This window comes from Burkholderia sp. KL41 (assembly GCF_057005415.2).
Window position 1 is genome coordinate 821,675 of sequence record NZ_CM189268.1, and the last position, 17,896, is coordinate 839,570.

The 17,896-nt window shown below is 67.8% G+C and carries 17 protein-coding genes; 5 read left to right on the forward strand and 12 right to left on the reverse strand.

Annotated elements, in window-relative coordinates; all coding sequences use genetic code 11:
* The first annotated feature begins 7 nt into the window (after positions 1–7).
* From PQB87_RS37755 to PQB87_RS37765, 3 genes are all read left to right on the forward strand, one after another.
* A complete protein-coding gene (locus PQB87_RS37755) occupies positions 8–277 on the forward strand; it encodes a hypothetical protein (protein WP_059682427.1) in 270 nt (89 codons plus the stop codon).
* A gap of 628 nt (positions 278–905) precedes the next feature.
* The gene (locus tag PQB87_RS37760) at positions 906–3,731 is read left to right on the forward strand and encodes an ATP-dependent Clp protease ATP-binding subunit (protein ID WP_233344813.1); all 2,826 of its coding nucleotides are present in this window, start codon (positions 906–908) and stop codon (positions 3,729–3,731) included.
* Positions 3,732–3,855: 124 nt separating this feature from the next.
* Positions 3,856–6,135 carry an FdhF/YdeP family oxidoreductase gene (locus PQB87_RS37765; protein WP_175900549.1) on the forward strand — a complete coding sequence of 760 codons (2,280 nt, stop codon included), beginning with the start codon at positions 3,856–3,858 and terminating at the stop codon, positions 6,133–6,135.
* Positions 6,136–6,272: 137 nt separating this feature from the next.
* On the opposite strand, the gene PQB87_RS37770 is transcribed toward PQB87_RS37765, so the two are convergent.
* Positions 6,273–7,694: a purine-cytosine permease family protein gene (locus tag PQB87_RS37770; protein WP_489244492.1), complete on the reverse strand. Its 1,422-nt coding sequence runs from the start codon at positions 7,692–7,694 to the stop codon at positions 6,273–6,275.
* Positions 7,695–8,096: 402 nt separating this feature from the next.
* On the opposite strand from PQB87_RS37770, the gene PQB87_RS37775 reads away from it, so the two are divergent.
* Positions 8,097–9,020: a LysR substrate-binding domain-containing protein gene (locus PQB87_RS37775; RefSeq protein WP_489244494.1), complete on the forward strand. Its 924-nt coding sequence runs from the start codon at positions 8,097–8,099 to the stop codon at positions 9,018–9,020.
* 58 nt (positions 9,021–9,078) lie between these two features.
* On the opposite strand, the gene argE is transcribed toward PQB87_RS37775, so the two are convergent.
* The 8 genes from argE to PQB87_RS37815 form a co-directional block, all read right to left on the reverse strand.
* Positions 9,079–10,242 carry an acetylornithine deacetylase gene (gene argE, locus PQB87_RS37780; protein ID WP_124467701.1) on the reverse strand — a complete coding sequence of 388 codons (1,164 nt, stop codon included), beginning with the start codon at positions 10,240–10,242 and terminating at the stop codon, positions 9,079–9,081.
* Positions 10,235–10,912: a DUF1028 domain-containing protein gene (locus PQB87_RS37785; RefSeq protein WP_489244497.1), complete on the reverse strand. Its 678-nt coding sequence runs from the start codon at positions 10,910–10,912 to the stop codon at positions 10,235–10,237. The genes argE and PQB87_RS37785 overlap by 8 nt, the downstream gene beginning before the upstream one ends.
* Positions 10,909–11,358, reverse strand: coding sequence for a RidA family protein (locus PQB87_RS37790; RefSeq protein WP_059682437.1), 450 nt, complete (start codon positions 11,356–11,358; stop codon positions 10,909–10,911). The genes PQB87_RS37785 and PQB87_RS37790 overlap by 4 nt, the downstream gene beginning before the upstream one ends.
* A gap of 85 nt (positions 11,359–11,443) precedes the next feature.
* A complete protein-coding gene (locus PQB87_RS37795; protein ID WP_489244498.1) occupies positions 11,444–12,784 on the reverse strand; it encodes a flavin-containing monooxygenase in 1,341 nt (446 codons plus the stop codon).
* A 227-nt stretch (positions 12,785–13,011) separates the two neighbouring features.
* The gene (locus PQB87_RS37800; RefSeq protein WP_111941109.1) at positions 13,012–13,458 is read right to left on the reverse strand and encodes a hypothetical protein; all 447 of its coding nucleotides are present in this window, start codon (positions 13,456–13,458) and stop codon (positions 13,012–13,014) included.
* A gap of 157 nt (positions 13,459–13,615) precedes the next feature.
* The gene (locus tag PQB87_RS37805) at positions 13,616–14,245 is read right to left on the reverse strand and encodes a hypothetical protein (RefSeq protein ID WP_489244499.1); all 630 of its coding nucleotides are present in this window, start codon (positions 14,243–14,245) and stop codon (positions 13,616–13,618) included.
* Positions 14,246–14,268: 23 nt separating this feature from the next.
* Positions 14,269–14,562 carry a RebB family R body protein gene (locus PQB87_RS37810; protein WP_021157938.1) on the reverse strand — a complete coding sequence of 98 codons (294 nt, stop codon included), beginning with the start codon at positions 14,560–14,562 and terminating at the stop codon, positions 14,269–14,271.
* 105 nt (positions 14,563–14,667) lie between these two features.
* Positions 14,668–15,225: an RNA polymerase sigma factor gene (locus tag PQB87_RS37815; RefSeq protein ID WP_048028512.1), complete on the reverse strand. Its 558-nt coding sequence runs from the start codon at positions 15,223–15,225 to the stop codon at positions 14,668–14,670.
* Between the two features lie 203 nt (positions 15,226–15,428).
* Between PQB87_RS37815 and PQB87_RS37820 the strand changes: the two genes are divergently transcribed.
* Positions 15,429–16,304, forward strand: coding sequence for a Crp/Fnr family transcriptional regulator (locus PQB87_RS37820; RefSeq protein ID WP_489244500.1), 876 nt, complete (start codon positions 15,429–15,431; stop codon positions 16,302–16,304).
* Positions 16,305–16,380: 76 nt separating this feature from the next.
* On the opposite strand, the gene PQB87_RS37825 is transcribed toward PQB87_RS37820, so the two are convergent.
* The 3 genes from PQB87_RS37825 to PQB87_RS37835 form a co-directional block, all read right to left on the reverse strand.
* Positions 16,381–16,704: a RebB family R body protein gene (locus PQB87_RS37825; RefSeq protein ID WP_060060907.1), complete on the reverse strand. Its 324-nt coding sequence runs from the start codon at positions 16,702–16,704 to the stop codon at positions 16,381–16,383.
* Positions 16,705–16,909: 205 nt separating this feature from the next.
* Positions 16,910–17,284 carry a RebB family R body protein gene (locus PQB87_RS37830; RefSeq protein ID WP_021157935.1) on the reverse strand — a complete coding sequence of 125 codons (375 nt, stop codon included), beginning with the start codon at positions 17,282–17,284 and terminating at the stop codon, positions 16,910–16,912.
* A gap of 190 nt (positions 17,285–17,474) precedes the next feature.
* Positions 17,475–17,807, reverse strand: a complete 333-nt coding sequence (locus tag PQB87_RS37835; RefSeq protein ID WP_021157934.1) for a RebB family R body protein — start codon at positions 17,805–17,807, stop codon at positions 17,475–17,477.
* Positions 17,808–17,896 lie beyond the last annotated feature (89 nt).

The following is a 17,896-nucleotide window of genomic DNA, read 5'->3' on the forward strand; positions in this document are numbered from 1 at the left end:
GTGTGTGATGAGCGAGTCGAATGAGGCATTACAGGCGCTGCAGGCGTCGGTCGACCAGTTGAAGCAGGCGGTCGACGCGAACGCGAGCCGCCAGGCCGGCGATACCGCCGTGCTGTTCACCGTCCTGTCGCTGGTCCTGGCCGAGTTGCCGCCCGACACGCGCAACCTGATCGAGGATTCCTTCTCCGTCTGGGCCAATGGCCTGCCGGATGCGGCACTGTCAACGGACGTGAAGCAGATCGCCCGGCAACGGCTCGCGATGACCCTCCCGGACTGACCGCGGCACGCCGCGGTTGCGCCCTGTCCGGGCCGGACCGTGCAACCCGCCTGCTCCTTCGGCCGCCACACACGCATCGTCCGCGGTGCGTGCGTGGCTGCATCCGGCCGCTCGCCGCACGTCCCCCGTGCGGCGCTTCCATCGCGCCCGGCCACCCGCGGCACCGTCCATCCACCTGCAACCGGCGCCCTGCGCGCCCATGTCGCACCGCGCCCCGTTCGCGTGGCGCCCGCCCCGCTTTCCCGTCACCGCGCGTTACGCGCGCCGCGCACGCCCGCGCCGCCGTGCATCCGCCCGTCTGTGCTCCTCTTCGCCCGTGCGCGCCCGCATCCGAGGGTGCAATTCGCGGCCGGGCCGGCGCGGAACTGTGTCTTGGATGGCCTCCGCCGATTCGCTATTTTGAACGCAGTCGAAGCGATGCCGTGGGCTCCTCCCGGCACGCACGCCTGCCGTCCTGACCGCGACCGCGCACGACGCCGGCGCGCACTGCGCGACAGCCCGGGCACGGCCCGCGCGCCGCCGTGCCGCCCTGCTTCATGTCGTGCGTTCGCGGTCGGGCTGCGCAAGCGCCGCACCGCATCGGGACTTCACCCTTCGACCCACTTTCACCGACAGGAGCCAGACCACCATGCCCGCACTTTGCGATATCTGCCACGCCCGGCCGGCCGTCGCGCGCGCAACCGTGATGCAGGACGGCGAGCGCAAGACCATCTCGATCTGCGACTACCACTTCCGTCAGCTGATGCGGCATCAAAGCATGCTGAACCCATTCGATTCGCTGCTGGGCGGGGGCGGCTCGTCGTCGCTGTTCGGCGGGCTCGGTGACGAATCGCCGCTCGCCGCCGAAGTCCCGCGCGAATCGGTCGACCCGACCGACGCGTTCAGCGAGCAGACGCTGGAACTGCTGCAGCGCGCGGCCGAGAAGGCGCACGAGCTGCGCCGCAGCGAGCTCGATTCCGAACACCTGCTTTACGCGCTCGCGGACACCGACGTGTGCGCCGCGCTGCTGAAGGAACTGAAGCTGTCGCCGCAGGACATCCGGTCGTACATCGACGAGCACGCGCACACCGGCACGGCCGACCCCGATGCGCCGCTCGACAAGCTGTCGATCTCGCCGCGCGTGAAGAAGGCCGTGCAGTACGCGTTCCAGGCGTCGCGCGATCTCGGCCATTCGTACATCGGCCCCGAGCACCTGCTGATCGGGCTCGCGTCGGTGCCGGACAGCGTCGCCGGCACGCTGCTGAAGAAATACGGCGTGACGCCCGAGGCGTTGCGCCAGAAGGTCGTGAAGGTGGTCGGCAAGGGTGCCGAGGACGGCCGCGTCGATGCGCCGACCGGCACGCCGAACCTCGACAAGTTCGGCCGCGACCTCACCGCGATCGCGCGCCAGGGCAAGCTCGACCCGGTGCTCGGCCGCGCGCAGGAAATCGAGAGCACGATCGAGGTGCTCGCGCGCCGCAAGAAGAACAACCCGGTGCTGATCGGCGAGCCGGGTGTCGGCAAGACGGCGATCGTCGAAGGGCTCGCGCAGCGGATCGTCAACGGCGACGTGCCCGAGGTGCTGCGCGACAAGCGGCTCGTCGAAGTCAACATCAACTCGATGGTGGCAGGCGCCAAGTATCGCGGCGAGTTCGAGGAGCGCGCGAAGCAGCTGATCGACGAAGTCACGGCGAAGCAGGACGAACTGATCCTGTTCATCGACGAGCTGCATACGATCGTCGGCGCCGGCCAGGGCGGCGGCGAAGGCGGCCTCGACATCGCGAACGTGCTGAAGCCCGCGCTCGCGCGCGGCGAGCTGAGCCTGATCGGCGCGACGACGCTCAACGAATACCAGAAGTACATCGAGAAGGACGCCGCGCTCGAGCGGCGCTTCCAGCCGGTGTTCGTGCCGGAGCCGAGCGTCGAGCAGACGATCGTGATCCTGCGCGGGCTGCGCGACAGCCTCGAGGCGCATCACCAGGTGACGTTCGCCGACGACGCATTCGTCGCGGCCGCTGAATTCGCCGACCGCTACATCACGTCGCGCTTCCTCCCCGACAAGGCGATCGACCTGATCGACCAGGCCGCCGCACGCGTGCGGATCGGCGCGACGTCGCGCCCGGTCGACATTCAGGAAGGCGAAGCGCAGATCGCGCAACTGAAGCGCGAGCAGGACTACGCGACCTCGCGCAAGCGCTTCGACGAAGCGAAGCAGTTCGAGGAGCAGATCAACGCGAAGCAGAAGTCCGTCGACGAGAAGATGGAGGCGTGGCAGCGCAAGACGGGCTCCGAGACGCTCGAGGTGACGGTCGAATCCGTGGCCGAGGTCGTGTCGCGCCTGACCGGCATCCCCGTGTCCGAACTCACGCAGGAAGAACGCCAGAAGCTGCTGAAGATGGAAGAGCAGCTGCGCGAGCGCGTGGTCGGCCAGAGCGACGCGGTGGTGGCCGTCAGCGATGCCGTGCGGCTGTCGCGCGCGGGGCTCGGCCAGACGCACCGGCCGATCGCGACGTTCCTGTTCCTCGGGCCGACGGGCGTCGGCAAGACCGAGCTCGCGAAGGCGCTCGCCGAGACCGTGTTCGGCGACGAGCAGGCGATCATCCGCATCGACATGTCCGAGTACATGGAGCGGCACGCGGTCGCGCGGCTGATCGGCGCGCCGCCCGGCTACGTCGGCTACGACGAAGGCGGCCAGCTCACCGAGCGCGTGCGGCGCCGCCCGTACAGCGTGATCCTGCTCGACGAGATCGAGAAGGCGCACCCGGACGTGTACAACGTGCTGCTGCAGGTGTTCGACGACGGCCGCCTGACCGACGGCAAGGGCCGCGTGGTCGACTTCAGCAACACGATCATCATCGCGACGAGCAACCTCGGCGCCGCGATCATCATGGACAACCTCACGCAGCCGGAAGCCGCGCGCAAGACCGACAAGGCGGTCCGCGAGGAACTGATGCAGGTGCTGAAGGGCCATTTCCGCCCCGAGTTCCTGAACCGCATCGACGAGGTGATCGTCTTCCACGCGCTGTCGAAGGAGAACATCCGCTCGATCGTGCAGATCCAGCTCGACCGCGTGGTCCGCACCGCCGCCGCGCAGGACATCACGCTCGTGATGGGCGATTCGCTCGTCGAGCACCTGACCGAGGCCGGCTACCAGCCGGAGTTCGGCGCGCGCGAGCTGAAGCGCCAGATCCGTCAGACCATCGAGACGCGGCTCGCCAAGGAAATCCTCGCCGACCGGCTGAAGTCCGGCGACAAGTGCGAGGTCGACTACGACAAGGACAGCGACGAAGTGAAGTTCAACAAGCTCGCCGCGCCTGAAGCGAAGGAAGCGAAGGAAGCCGACGGCAAGGCCAGGCCCAACGGCAAGGCCGCCAAGGCAGCAGACGCGAAGCCGGACGACACGCCCGCCGACGCCCCGCCGCCCGCGGCGAAGCCCGGCAAGAAGTCGTCCGGCGCGAAGAAGGACGCACACTAAAACAACGCATGCCCTGCAACCCGGGGCACGCATGACCGGCTCCGTCCGCCGGACGGAGCCGCCCCACGCCGCGACACGGCGCAACCGAGCCACCCGCACCGGGCCCGGCTATTGGAGATTCACCATGACAAATCGACGCGAAGTGCCAGGCATCAGGAAGTACGACGGGCCCGCCGGCGGTTGGGGCGCGCTTCGCGCGACAGCCGACGCGGTGCGCACCCAGATGGAGACCATCGAGGCGCCGATCGTGCTGATGCGGACCAACCAGCCCGACGGCTTCGACTGCCCCGGCTGTGCGTGGCCCGACAAGGAACACAAGTCGACGTTCCAGTTCTGCGAGAACGGCGCGAAGGCCGTCACGTGGGAAGCGACGACCAAGCGCGTGACGCCCGAGTTCTTCGCCGCGAACACCGTGTCGTCGCTGCTGCGCATGTCGGACTACGAACTGGAGAACATGGGCCGGCTCACGCATCCGCTCGTCTACGATCGCGCGACCGACACGTTCCGCGAGATCGCATGGGACGATGCGTTCGCCCGCATCGGCGAAGTGCTGCGCGCGCTGCCGCCCGAGCAGGTCGAGTTCTATACGTCGGGCCGCGCATCGAACGAAGCCGCGTACCTGTACCAGCTGTTCGCGCGCGAGCTCGGCACCAACAACTTCCCCGACTGCTCGAACATGTGCCACGAGCCGACCAGCGTCGGCCTGCCGCAGTCGATCGGCATCGGCAAGGGCACCGTGTCGCTGGAGGATTTCGACCACTGCGAGCTGATCATCTCGATCGGCCACAACCCCGGCACGAACCACCCGCGGATGATGGGCACGCTGCACGAGTGCTCGCGGCGCAACGTGCCGATCATCGTGTTCAACCCGCTGCGCGAGCGCGCGCTCGAACGCTTCGCGGACCCGCAGGACATGATCGAGATGGCGTCGTTCGGCTCGACGCGGATCGCGTCGACGTACTACCAGGTCGACGCCGGCGGCGACGCGGCCGCGCTGAAGGGCATCATGAAGGCGCTGCTGAAGCTCGAAGCCGAGCAAGGCAACGTGCTCGACCGCGATTTCATCGCGCAGCACACCGACGGCTTCGACGCGTTCTCGGCCGACCTCGAAGCCACGTCGTGGGACGACATCGAACGCGCGAGCGGCCTCAGCCAGGCGCAGCTCGAACAGGTCGCGATCGCGTACGCGAAGTCGAACGCGACGATCGTCACGTACGGGATGGGCGTCACGCAGCACAACAAGGGCACCGCAACCGTGCGCCTGATCGCCGACCTGCTGCTGATGCGCGGCAACATCGGCAAGCCCGGCGCCGGCGTGTGCCCGCTGCGCGGCCATTCGAACGTGCAGGGCAACCGCACGGTCGGCATCACCGAGAAGCCGTCGGCCGAGTTCCTGAAGAAGATCGAGGACGTGTGCGGCTTCACGCCGCCCGCGCATCACGGGCACGACGCGGTGCAGGCGATGCAGGCGATGATCGACGGCACCGCGAAGGCGCTGCTGTGCCTCGGCGGCAACTTCGCGGTCGCGCTGCCCGATCCGGAACAGTCGTTCCCGGCGATGGCGAAGCTCGACCTGAGCGTGCATCTCGGCACGAAGCTGAACCGCTCGCACCTGCTGGTCGCGAAGGAAACCTTCATCCTGCCGGTGCTCGGCCGCACCGAACTCGACATGCAGGCCACCGGCCGCCAGTCGATCACCGTCGAGGATTCGATGTCGATGGTCCACGCGTCGGCCGGCAAGCTCAAGCCGGCGTCCGACCAGCTGCGCTCGGAGCCCGCGATCGTCGCGGGGATCGCGCATGCGACGCTGCCGAACAGCAAGGTCGCATGGCTCGACCTGATCGCCGACTACGACCGCATCCGCGACCTGATCGACCGCACGGTGGACGGCTTCGAGGCGTTCAACGAGCGCATCCGCACGCCGGGCGGCTTCCGGCTGCCGCTGCCGCCCACCGAGCGCGTGTGGCCGACGCCGACCGGCAAGGCGATGTTCTCGGTCTACAAGGGCGTGAAGGAGGATGCCGACGTGCTCGGCGGAGAACAGGTGCTGCGGCTCATCACGCTGCGCAGCCACGACCAGTACAACACGACGATCTACGGGCTCGACGATCGTTATCGCGGCGTGTTCGGGCGTCGCGACGTGCTGTTCATGAACCCGGCCGATCTCGCGAAGTACGGGCTCGAACACGGCGACCTCGTCGACATCGAGACGATCACCGCCTCGGGCCGCACGCTGCGTCTCGAGAAGATCACCGCGATCGAGTACGACATCGCGCCGGGTTCGGTCGGCGCGTACTACCCGGAAGCGAACGTGCTCGTGCCGCTCGACTACATCGACAAGGAAAGCGGCACGCCGTCGTACAAGTCGGTGCCGGTGCACGTCGTGCGCTCGGCGGTGGTCTGATTCGCGGGCAGGCAGGTTCGCGTCGCGGCACGCCGCGTGCCTGAACCCGCCTGCCGCCCCGCTCCCGCCTTTCCCGGCCGCCGCATCGCAACCAATGCGGCGGCCGTTTCGTTTCATCGCGCCGAACGACGCCCGGCTTACCGCACCGCCGTCGGCGGCATCGTCGCGCTCATCTGCCGGCGCCGATACGCGCTGTCGCGCGTCGCGAGCCAGTAGTACAGCGGCGACGTCAGCGCGAGCCCCACGAGCCACGACAGGTCCGCGCCGCCGAGATGCGCGGGAATCGGGCCCGCATACATCGGCGTGTTCATGAACGGGATCTGCACGAGGATGCCGATCGCATACGCGAGCAGCGCCTGCGGGTTGAAGCGGCCGTAGATCCCGCCGTCGGCCATGAAGATCGACTGGATGTCGTACTTGCCCTTGTGGATCACGTAGAAGTCGATCAGGTTGATCGCGGTCCACGGCACCAGCACGACGAGCAGCGCGAGCACGAGATCGACGAGGTTGCCGACGAAGTTCGTCGACGCGCCGATCGCCGCGTAGCAGCACGCGACGAAGATCACGACCGACACCACCGCGCGCGCCTTCGCGGTCGGAATCCATTTGTACGCGAACGTCTGCACCGACGTGATGACCGCGAGCACCGCACCGTACAGGTTCAGCGCGTTGTGGCTGATCACGCTCAGCAGGAACAGCACGAGCATCAGCGGGCCGAGCGGGCCGGTCGCCTGCTTGACCGCATCCATCGTGTCCGCGCCGGCCGGCACCGCGAGCACCGCGACCGCGCCGAAGATGAACGCGAGCGTCGAGCCGATCGTGCAGCCGAGGTAGGTCGCCCAGAACGTCGACGCCACGCTGACGTTTTCCGGCAGATAGCGCGAATAGTCCGACACGTACGGTGCGAACGCGATCTGCCACAACGCCGACAGCGACACCGTCGCGAGCCAGCCCGCGAAGTCGAAGCCGCCGCGCGTCAGGAAATCGTCGGTCGTCACGTGCGTGAGGATCATCCAGAAGCCGACGACGATGCCGATGCCGAGCACCCACGTGCCGATCCGGTTCAGGATGTGGATGAACCGGTATCCGACGATCCCGATCAGCCCCGAACCCACCGCGCCGATCACGATGCCGACGGGCACCGGCACCGACGCCGCGATGCCGTGCACCGACTTGCCGGCGAGCACGATGTTCGACGCGAAGAAGCCGACATACATCACGGCCGCGATCACGGTCACGAGCAGCGCGCCCCACGAGCCGAACTGCGCGCGGCTCTGGATCATCTGCGGGATGCCCATCTGCGGCCCCTGCGCAGAATGCAGCGCCATCAGCACGCCGCCCACCGCCTGGCCGACGACGATCGCGACGATGCCCCATAGCAGGTTCAGGTGGAACATCTGCACGCCGAGCGCGCCGGTCACGATCGGCAGCGGCGCGATGTTGCCGCCGAACCAGAGCGTGAACAGGTCGCGCACCTTGCCGTGGCGTTCGGCGGGCGGCACGTAGCCGATCGTGTGCTTCTCTATCATCGGGGACGCATTGCGTTCCGCGTTCGTCATGGTGAAGTCTCCTGTCCTGCGCGGCGATGCGCGCGTGCCGTGTCAGCCGGCGCGCGTCGGGGTGCGCGCCTGCAATCGGGTCCGGATACGCGAACGACGACGCACCGCGTGCACGCGCGGCGGAGTCGAACGCAGCGAACGAACCGCTCGCGGGGACGGATGACATGCCCCGCCGGCGCGTGTGCGGCCGCTTCGTGATCGTGGTGATCTTCGCGATCCAGGTTGGAGACGATGGTGCGCCACGGGTATCGCGACCGGAAAATACTAAAAATATTTCCGGGACATACGAAAAAGCTCTGCAGCGGAAATTCCGGCGCCGGGGCCTTTCAGGTAAGGTGCTACGCACAACCATGGACAGATTGCGCCCGGGCGGCACGCCGGGGCCGTGCATCAGAGGTGCGTGTGGCTCACTACACTTTGCGGCAACTGAAATACTTCGTGACGACGGTGGAATCCGGCAGCGTGGCCGAGGCCTCGCGCCAGCTCTTCATCGCGCAGCCGTCGATCTCCAGCGCGATCAAGGGGCTGGAAGAAAGCTTCGGCGTGAAGCTGTTCATTCGTCATCATGCGCAGGGCGTATCGCTGACGCCGGGCGGCACGCGCTTCTACCGGAAAGCGCAGGAGCTGCTGCGCATCGCGCACGAATTCGAACAGAACGCGCTCGCCGACAACGACGTGATCACCGGGCAGATCGACATCGGCTGCTTCGAGACGGTCGCGCCGCTCTACCTGCCGCAACTGATCGCGGGCTTTCGCGAGCGCTACCCGGGCGTGAACATCCGGCTGCGCGACGGCGACCAGCAGGAACTCGTGCAGGGCCTGACGTCCGGCACGTTCGATCTCGCGCTCATGTACGACCACGATCTCGACGGCACGATCGAGACCGAGCCGCTGATGCCGCCGCAGCAGCCGTACGTGCTGCTGCCGGAGAACCACCGGTTCGCGGACCAGGCGCACGTGTCGTTGCGCGACCTCTGCGTCGAGCCGATGATCCTGCTCGACGTGCAGCCGAGCCGCACGTATTTCGTCAGCCTCTTTCACGAACTCGGGCTGACGCCGAACATCGTGTTCGGGTCGCCGTCGATCGAGATGGTGCGCGGGATGGTCGGCCAGGGATTCGGCTTCTCGCTGCTCGTCACGCGCCCGCATTCCGAATACACATACGACGGCCAGCGGGTCGTGACGATCGGCCTCAGCGAAACGGTGAGCCCGTCGGGGCTCGTGAGCGCGCGGTTGAAGCGCGGCCAGCTTACGAAGCAGGCGCAGTCGTTCGTCGACTTCTGCCGCGAGCGGCTCGCGCAGATCGTCGCGGAAACGGCGAGATAAGACGCGCAAACACGCACGCACCGCGCGAGGCGGTGCGTGCGTGTTTGCAGTGACGACTTCAGGCGGCCGACGACAAATAGGCGGCCAGACGACTCAGCATCGCGTCGCATCCATGCAGCTGGTCGAGCGTGACGAACTCGTCGGGCTTGTGCCCCTGGTCCATGCTGCCGGGCCCGCATACCACGGCCGGAATCCCGGCCTGCCCGAACAGCCCGCCCTCGGTGCCGAATGCGACCGTGCCGAACGCATCGGAACCGCTCAGCATCGCGAGCAGGCGCGCGGCCTCGCCGTCCGGCGCAGTGGCCAGCCCCGGATACGCGCCCAGCGGCTGCAATCGAATGTCGGTATCGGGCTGCACCGCACGCATTCGCGGCAACAGTTCGGATTCCGCATAGTCCTGCAGCTTGCGCGGCACGTCGTGCGCGTCGAAATCCGGCAGCGCACGCACCTCGAAGTCGAACTCGCATTCGGCCGGCACGATGTTCAGCGCGCGGCCGCCCTTGATCAGCCCCGTCTGCACGGTCGAGAACGGCGGATCGAAACGGCCGTCGTGCCGTTCGGGCCGCGCGAGCGCCGCGCCGATCTCGCCGAGCCGGCCGATCAGCTTCGCCGCATAGTCGATCGCGTTGACGCCCGACGGCGCATACGCCGAATGGCACGCGGCCCCCTTCACGTGGCAACGCATCGCGAGCTTGCCCTTGTGGCCGAGCACCGGCTTCAGCTCGGTCGGCTCGCCGATCAGGCACAGGCGCGGCCGGTGCGGGCGTGCGGCCAGGGCGTCGAGCATCGGCCGCACGCCGAGGCAGCCGACTTCCTCGTCGTACGAGAACGCGAGATGCACGGGCACGCGCAGCGGCCGCGCGACGAACGCCGGCACGGCCGCGAGCGCCGACGCGATGAAGCCCTTCATGTCGGCCGTGCCGCGCCCGTACAGGCGGCCATCGCGCTCGGTCAGCCGGAACGGCTCGACCGTCCACGCCTGCCCGTCGACCGGCACCACGTCGGTATGGCCCGACAGCGCGATGCCGCCGCGATCGCGCGGCCCGATCGTCGCGTACAGGCTCGCCTTCGTCCGTTCCGCGTTGTAGAACAGTTCGCTCTCGACGCCGAAGCCCGCGAGATAGTCGCGGATGAAACCGATCATCTCGAGATTCGAATCGCGGCTGACCGTCGCGAAACCGATCAGCCGCTCGAGCAACGCGCGGCTCGACGTGTCATTCATCGCCCGGTACTCCGTAGCTCGGCGCGGCGGTCGGGTTCAGCGCGCGCGTCTGGTAGTCCTGCATCTGCGGCCGATACGCCCGCCACAGCGCATCGAGCTGCCCGACCGGATCGGCATCGGCCCAGTCGACGCGCAGGTCGACGATCGGCCAGGTCACGTCGCCGGCCACCTTCAGCGCGGCCGAGTGCACCGGCCCCGCCTCGCCGCCGGCCGCGATCGCCGCGTGCATCGCGGCGAGCAGGCGATCGGCGAGCAGGCCGGGCGCCTGCTCGAAGGCGCGCGCCATCGCGTCGATCACGTCCGGCGAAGCCAGCAGGTTGCCGGCCGCCACGCACTGTTCGCCGCGCACCGCGTGATGCGTGCCGAGCGCTTCCTTGCCGGTGAAACACGCCGCCTGCCCCTGCCCGTCGATCACCGTGACCTGCCGGTACTGGCTCCAGCCGTTCGCGCTGAGCGCACGGTCGAGCGCCGCGTCGGGCGCGAGCTGTTCGTGCTCGATCAGGTCGAGGATCTGCGGGCCGAGCGCCGGCAGCGTGATGTTCTGCGTCGCGACGGCGCCGACGCCCGCGCGCACCCACGGGCAGCGCGCGCCCACCGCGATGCTCGACGAGCTGATCGCGATGCCGAGCTGGCCCGTCTCCGGGCAGCGCCCGACGATGGAGAAAGTCATGTCGCCTCCCGGGCGCGGTTCGGCTGCCAGTTGTCCGGAATCACGGCGATCACGTCGATTTCCATCAGCCACTGCGGCTGGCCGAGCGCGGACACGACGAGCCCCGTCGAGATCGGATACACGCCCTTCAGCCACTTGCCGACTTCCTGGTACACCGGCTCGCGATAACGCGGGTCGATCAGGTAGGTCGTCGTCTTCACGATGTGCGTGAGGTCGCTGCCGGCTTCCTCCAGCAACTGCCTGACGTTCTTCATCGCCTGCTCGGCCTGCGCGCGCGGGTCGCCGAGGCCGACCAGGTTGCCGTCGAAATCGGTGCCGACCTGGCCGCGCACGTAGACGGTGTTGCCGGCCCGCACGGCCTGGCACAGGTCGTTGTCGAGCGTCTGGTTCGGGTAGGTATCCTTCGTGTTGAACATGCGGATACGGGTATGGGTCGGTTGGCTCATCGAAATCCTTCAGTCGTCAGGGGGCACGCCGCCGCACCGGGCGCGAACACCATCGCGGTGCGGCAGGCGGGCAGCATGGGGTCGGTCAGTTGACCGCGTCGGCGAGCGGCCGCGCGTCGGCGTGCGACGCGGCGCCGCCCGGCTCCGGGCGCGACGCCGAGCGGCGCTGCGACGCGTCGTGGTATTCGAGGTAGGTGCGCTGCGTCGCGATGTGATCGGCGATGTGCCGCGCGTCGTGCCACACGCCCCAGATGAAGCTGGAGCCGCGCCGCGACAGCCACGGCAACCCGAGGAAATAGATGCCCGGCTCCTTCGACACACCGCGCTGGTGCCGCGGCTTGCCGTTCGCGTCGAACGCATCGACCTTCAGCCAGCCGTAGTCGACCGCATACCCCGTCGCCCAGACGATCGACGTGACGCCCGCGCCGGCGAGATCGAGCGCGAGGATCGGGTGCGCGACGCAGTCCGGGTTCGGCAGGATGTGGCGGGCGTCGGGTTCGGCCGGCAGGTCGAGGCCGTTGCGGGCCGCATAGGCGTCGGCCGCGTCGAGCAGCGACAGGTAGTTCTCGTCGCCGCGCGCGAGATTGATCGCGAGATCGCGCTCGAACGTCGCCACGCCGCCGCTGAACGACTTCGTCAGCCCGACGAGCGTCACGCCCTGGTTCGCGAGCTTGCGGAAATCGACCGTATGGCCGCCGCGCGCGCCGCTCACCGCGATCGTCACGTGTTCGCGACCGGGCGTCGCGACTTCCTTGTCCCATTCGCCGAGCACGCCGAGCCACCAGCAGAAGTCGCGGCCGCGATACGCGCGCGGCGGGCGGTCGTGCGGGCCGACCGACAGGTAGACCTGGCGGCCCGCGCGCTGCAGCTCGTCGGCGATCTGCACGCCCGACGAACCCGCGCCGACCACCAGCACCGCGCCGTCCGGGAGCTGGCCCGGGTTGCGGTAGTCGGCGGAATGGAGCTGCACGAGGCGCGCGTCGTCCGGTGCGATCGGCGGAATCACCGGGCGCTGGAACGGCCCCGTCGCGACGACCACGCGGTTCGCCTCGATCGTGCCGTCGGAGGTCTTGACGACGAACCCCGGCTTGCCCGTATTGCGCACGACCCGCTGCACCTCGACGCCGGTGCGGATCGGCGCGTCGAACTTGCGCGCATACGCTTCGAAGTAGTCCGCGACCTGGTCTTTCGACGCGAACGCGTCGGGGTCGAGCCCGTCGAATTCGAGCCCCGGGAAGCGGTCGTGCCACGCGGGGCCGTTCGCGACCAGCGAATCCCAGCGCCCCGTGCGCCAGCGTTCGGCGATGCGGCTGCGCTCCAGCACGAGATGCGGCACGCCCAGCTTGCCCAGGTGCTCGCTCATGGCCACGCCGGCCTGACCGGCGCCGACGACGAGCGTATCGATTGAGGTTGTTTCGACTGCCACGGCTGTCTCCTTCTGAAGTGCGGCTCGGCGCGACGCGCGTGCTGTCGCTTGAGCTGGAATGGAGACATTCTGCTGACACGCCGCTTGCGGCGAAATGATGATTTTTGTTGGTGTTGATGAGCAAAAAGCTGGGGGGCGCGCGGACGGCCAGCGGCACGGAACGACGCGCCCGTGTTGCACCGGCGCCCGCCCGGACGGCGGGCGCCGGCTTCAACCGGTCGCGCCGGCTACGCGTTCGTCCATGCGCCGGCGCCCTGCCGATACTGGATCACGCCGCCGTTGATCCGCACCCGCAGGTTGCCGTCCGGCAACGGCACCCAGTTCTGCATGTCGAGGCTCAGCATCAGCGCGGCGAAGAAGTCCCGCAGTTGTTGCGACTCGCTGGCCTGCCAGAGATCGATGCGCCCGAGGCAGGTACGCAGGTCGCCGCTCTGCTGCATGATCGTCTCGACCTGCCCGGCCACGTTCGCCGACGGGTCGTACACCTTCGTACCGTCGTCGCTGACGATCGACAGATGGATCGCGCGCACCGACGCCGGCTGGCCCGGCGTCTGCTCGACAAGCGCGATGCAGCTCGTCATCGCGCCGAAATCGATTTCCGTCGCATCTCCCCAGATCCGCTCGCCAACCACCAGCGGCGCGGGACCTTGTACGTTCTGAATGTCGTAGGGCATGGGTTCCTCACTTGACTCGATGGGACTGCCGGTGACGGGGCCGCGACGTGTCCGCGAAAGCGGACACGCTTCGTTCCCGCCGCTCACATCCCGCGGCGGGCCTGACGGCCCGGCGGGTCGTGTCGATTGATTCCTGGTCGCCGCGCGCGGTCGCGCGCTACGCACCCTTCTTGTCCAGCAGCGCCTGATACCGCTGCAGGCTCTCGTCGATCTTGTCGAGCGCGATGCTCGCGGCCTCGCCTTCGATCGCCTCCGCGGCACCCGCGACCACCGCCGCGGTCGCGACGAACAGGTCGGTCAACAACAGCCCCACCGCATCCATCGCCATCCCGCGCACGTTCTCGTCGATGGTCTTCTGCGCCAGGTCCTTCATCAGCACGCTCTTGCCCGCGATCGCCAGCGACGTCGACGCCTCGAAGTAGTTGGCCGCCGCCTGCGCGACCATCCCGCCCGCCTGCGTGATCATCATGTTCGGGCCGACGGCGATCTGCGTCGTCGCGTAGGACGCCGCCTCCGCGTTGATCGCCTGCACGGTCTGCAGCGCCGAACCGCCGCCCCTGGCCGGATCGGCAACCTGGTTCGGCGCCTTCAGCGCATCGGTGAGCCTGCGCAGCCGGTTGACCGGCCATGCGCGCGCGCCGGCCTTCGGCGCCGCGACGGGCGGCGCGACATCGGCGGGTGTCGTTGCGTCGGCCGGCGTCGTTGCGCCTGCTGCCGCGGACGCGCCATCGTGCGGCGCCTGCGGCGCACCGTCGCCGCGTCCGCCCAAAAGGCCTTTCATGTTCATGGTTCAGGTATCCCGAGAGTCGACTAATGCGTGGAACCCGTCTGCGGCCCGGCCGCCGGGGCTTGCGCCGCGCCGCCCGATGCCGGCTTCGGCGACGCTTCGACGGACAGGATCATGGCCACCGCCTTCGACACGACGGCATTCGAAATCTGGTTCAGCGCCGCCTGCTGCTGCGTCATGTTCTGCGCCGAGATGCCGACGGCCTGGCTGAACATCTGGTAAAGCATGCCCAGCGCCTGGGCCGGGGATCCCGCGACGACGTTGACATTGGTCTGCGTCAGCGCGTCGGTAACCTGCTCATTGACTTTGTCTGCCACGAGGCCTCCTCGGATCTCGGCTCCGGCATGCGATTGAAGGAACGGCAAGCCATCGACGCCGCGCATGCCGTTAGGAACGCTGCATGCCCGCGTTCGTGAACGCGCTCACGCGAGTTCCTCGCGCAATTTCCTGCGCAGCAGCTCGACACGCTTCCTGGCCAGCGGCTCGTTGATCCCGAGCGTCGCCGCGATGTGCAGATAGGGCCGGTCCTCCTCGAACTTCAGCGTGAACAGCATCTGCTGCTGCGACGGGAGCGTGGACAGCACCTGCTCGAGACGCAGCAGCTGTTGCCGGAGCAGCAGCTGCTGCTCCACCGACGGCGCGTGGCCGGCCAGCTCGACGGTGTGATCGTCGTCCCAGCCCGGGTCGAATTCGAGCATGCCGCTTTCGCGCACACGGCGGCGCGCGCCGTCGAGGAACGCGTGGTTCAGCGCCAGAAAAAGAAAGCCGGCCAGGTTCCGGACGCGCTCGGGCGAACGTTGCAGGTAGATGTGGACCTTGAGCGCGGTATCGGAGAGCAGTTCGTCGGCACGGTGGATATCGCCCTTGCACAACAGGCGCGCGCGGCGCCGCAATTTCCCCTGCATTTCCCGCCACGTGTGATCGAGCTGCTGCGCCGGTGACTCAGGCGTCGAAACAGCGTGCTGATTCGAGGTTGTCATCCCGTGCCTTCCTTTTTTATGGAAAACACAGAATCGATTCGATGCCGGGAATGGCGCTGTTACCCGCGTAACACCGTTTTAAAGATAATCGCTTCGTGTAAATTTTCTTGATTATTGTGAACGGAAACTTTAATTCCCCGGCATCTCCTCATCCGTCGTTTCGGGCGCGCCGCCGAGCGTAACCAATGGCATTTCGATGAAAAATGGCGACTGCCGCCGCGATGCGATTACGCCGGCACGCTGCTGTCGATGTCGGTCGACCAAAGGTCCCTGGCGCCGAAGCAAAACCATATCGGGATCACTTTCCCATTATCTGGTTATTTTCATCATTCATTTTCACGCAATGCCAAAGGCAGCGTTTTTCGCTAGGTGGCCGCATCGTCAAACAACCTTGCACGGAAAACATGCCTGCCCTCGTCAACGGTCGAACGCTGTGCAATATCCCGATACTCGCCGATCTTCCGGAAAGCCTGCTCGCTCACATCGAGCGGCATCTCGCGCCCTGGCCCGAACACGGCAATCGCCTGTTGTTCTTCAAGGGCGATCCGGGCGATTTCGTCGCCTTCGTGCACTGCGGCCGCGTGTACAAGACGCTGCACGAACCCGGCGGGCGCGAACTCATTCTCGGCCACTCGTTGCCGGGCGAACTCATCGGCGAAAACACGCTGGTTCGCGCCCACCGGCGCAGCTTCACAGCGCAGTTGAGCGCCGACTGCCGCGTGTCGCTGCTGCATCGCCAGTACTTCGCGCCGCTGCTGGCCAACGCGGATTTCATGGAGCGCATCCACGAGCAGCTGTGCCGGCACGTGCACCAGCTGAGCGACTTCGTCGAATCGACGTGCCTGTACCGGCTCGAAGCCAGGCTCGCGCGCCATCTGCTGAACCGCATGCAAGGGAACGATCTCGAGGTGCGGCTGCCGGAGAGCCAGAGCATCCTCGCCGCGATGCTCAACGTCAGCCGGCCGCGACTGAACAGCAGCCTGCAGAAGATGCAGCGCGACGGCCTGATCCGGCTTCACGCGCACGGCGTGACGATCGAGAAGCCGGAGCAGCTGCGGACCATCGTCAACGCCAATTGACGCGCCGGGCGCGTGCGCCGCGACGCCGCGGCGGCAGGAGGTCGCGCGCGCCGGGTTGCGCGGCGCGCGGTGAAGATCAGCCGCGCCAGTGACCGATGGCGTTCATCAGCTGCGCGACGGCAGTCAGTTGCGACGCAAAGTTGTCGTTCGCGGAGCGCGCCGCGGCGGCCACCGCCACCGGCGAGCCGGCGTAGAGCTGCATGATGCCGACGGTCGTGGCGGCGAGGTTGGACATCGCCTGGTTCGCCTGCATCTGCACCGCGTTGTGAAGCAGGATCGCGGACGCATGGCTGTTCGACTGCATGAGCGTGCCCAAGGCCACGGCGGGCGCTTCGCCCACCACCTTGACGTTGGCTTGCGTGACCGCATCGGTCACCGCGGCGGAAACCTGTTCCGGCATGTCGTTGCTCCTGGTTTGCCCGCCCGCTGCGAGGCAGTCACGGCGAACGCATGAATGGGTCGGTCGGCGACGTGCGCCGGACGATAGCATCGGTGCGCGCGAGCGCTCGTCGTCGCGAGCGTCGCGAGCGCCGGGATGACGACAGGCGCCGGGCGACAGCCACGGGAATCGGGGCCGCCGCCCGGCGTCGACGCCGAGTTACGCGTCAGGCCAGCGCCTTGCCGAGCGCGAGCACATCGGCCAGCACGGACAGCACGCCGTTCGAGCCGATTTCCGTCGCGGCGGCGCCGGCGCTCGCCGGCCCGAGCGTGTAGAGCTGCATCGTGCCCACGTTCGTCGAGGTCGGCAGCTGTACCGCGGCCTGCGACTGCTGCTGCACGGCGTTCTCGAACAGCACGCTGAGCGAATGGCTCTGGGCCTGGTACAGCGAGCCCGTTGCCATCGCCGGCGCTTCACCCACCACCTTGACGTTGGTCTGCGTGACGGCGTCGGTGATCGCGGCATTGACCGCGCACGTCTTGCAGTTGCAGGGGTCTTTCGGATCCTTCGGATCCGTCGGGGCGCTTGTATCATTTGCCATCGAATTTCTCCTGGTTTGCGAACGGGTGCCGCATCGAATCGGCTCTACCCGTCCTGTCGTTTGCTCCGGAACACCGCGCGGCACCGCTGTTCAGGCGCCGGCGGACGTGCTGCGGTTCGGCGGATCGGCGGCGATATCGGCGGCCCGTGCCGCCTGCGCCGCCGCTCGACCACGGCGTGGCGACCGCGCGTTACGGGCGCATCGCCTTCCCGATCGCGATCACGTCGGCCAGAATGGAGATGATCCCGTTCGCGCCGATTTCCGTGGCGGCCGCCCCCGCGCTTTCCGGCCCGATCGTGTAGAGCTGCATCGTCCCCACGTTCGTCGACGTCTGCGACTGGATCGCGGCCTGCGACTGCTGCTGCACCGCGTTCTCGAACAGGATGCTGAGCGAATGGCTCTGGGCCTGGTACAGCGAGCCCATCGCCATCGCCGGCGCCTCGGCGACCACCTTGACGTTGACCTGCGTGACGGCATCGGTAATCGCGGGATTGACCTGGCACACCTGACACGTATCACCCATTTTTTGCTCCTTGATTCACGTAGTTGAGAGGTCGCACATCGGGGCCGGCCGGTCTCGCGTCCAGCCGCCGGACTTCAACCGCTCGACTT

Coding starts and splice junctions, on each gene's coding strand:
- PQB87_RS37755 (WP_059682427.1), top strand. CDS start 8: ATGAGCGAGTCGAATGAGGCATTACAGGCGCTGCAGGCGTCGGTCGAC.
- PQB87_RS37760 (WP_233344813.1), top strand. CDS start 906: ATGCCCGCACTTTGCGATATCTGCCACGCCCGGCCGGCCGTCGCGCGC.
- PQB87_RS37765 (WP_175900549.1), top strand. CDS start 3,856: ATGACAAATCGACGCGAAGTGCCAGGCATCAGGAAGTACGACGGGCCC.
- PQB87_RS37770 (WP_489244492.1), bottom strand. CDS start 7,694: ATGACGAACGCGGAACGCAATGCGTCCCCGATGATAGAGAAGCACACG.
- argE (WP_124467701.1), bottom strand. CDS start 10,242: ATGAATGACACGTCGAGCCGCGCGTTGCTCGAGCGGCTGATCGGTTTC.
- PQB87_RS37785 (WP_489244497.1), bottom strand. CDS start 10,912: ATGACTTTCTCCATCGTCGGGCGCTGCCCGGAGACGGGCCAGCTCGGC.
- PQB87_RS37790 (WP_059682437.1), bottom strand. CDS start 11,358: ATGAGCCAACCGACCCATACCCGTATCCGCATGTTCAACACGAAGGAT.
- PQB87_RS37800 (WP_111941109.1), bottom strand. CDS start 13,458: ATGCCCTACGACATTCAGAACGTACAAGGTCCCGCGCCGCTGGTGGTT.
- PQB87_RS37805 (WP_489244499.1), bottom strand. CDS start 14,245: ATGAACATGAAAGGCCTTTTGGGCGGACGCGGCGACGGTGCGCCGCAG.
- PQB87_RS37815 (WP_048028512.1), bottom strand. CDS start 15,225: ATGACAACCTCGAATCAGCACGCTGTTTCGACGCCTGAGTCACCGGCG.
- PQB87_RS37820 (WP_489244500.1), top strand. CDS start 15,429: ATGGCGACTGCCGCCGCGATGCGATTACGCCGGCACGCTGCTGTCGAT.
- PQB87_RS37825 (WP_060060907.1), bottom strand. CDS start 16,704: ATGCCGGAACAGGTTTCCGCCGCGGTGACCGATGCGGTCACGCAAGCC.
- PQB87_RS37830 (WP_021157935.1), bottom strand. CDS start 17,284: ATGGCAAATGATACAAGCGCCCCGACGGATCCGAAGGATCCGAAAGAC.
- PQB87_RS37835 (WP_021157934.1), bottom strand. CDS start 17,807: ATGGGTGATACGTGTCAGGTGTGCCAGGTCAATCCCGCGATTACCGAT.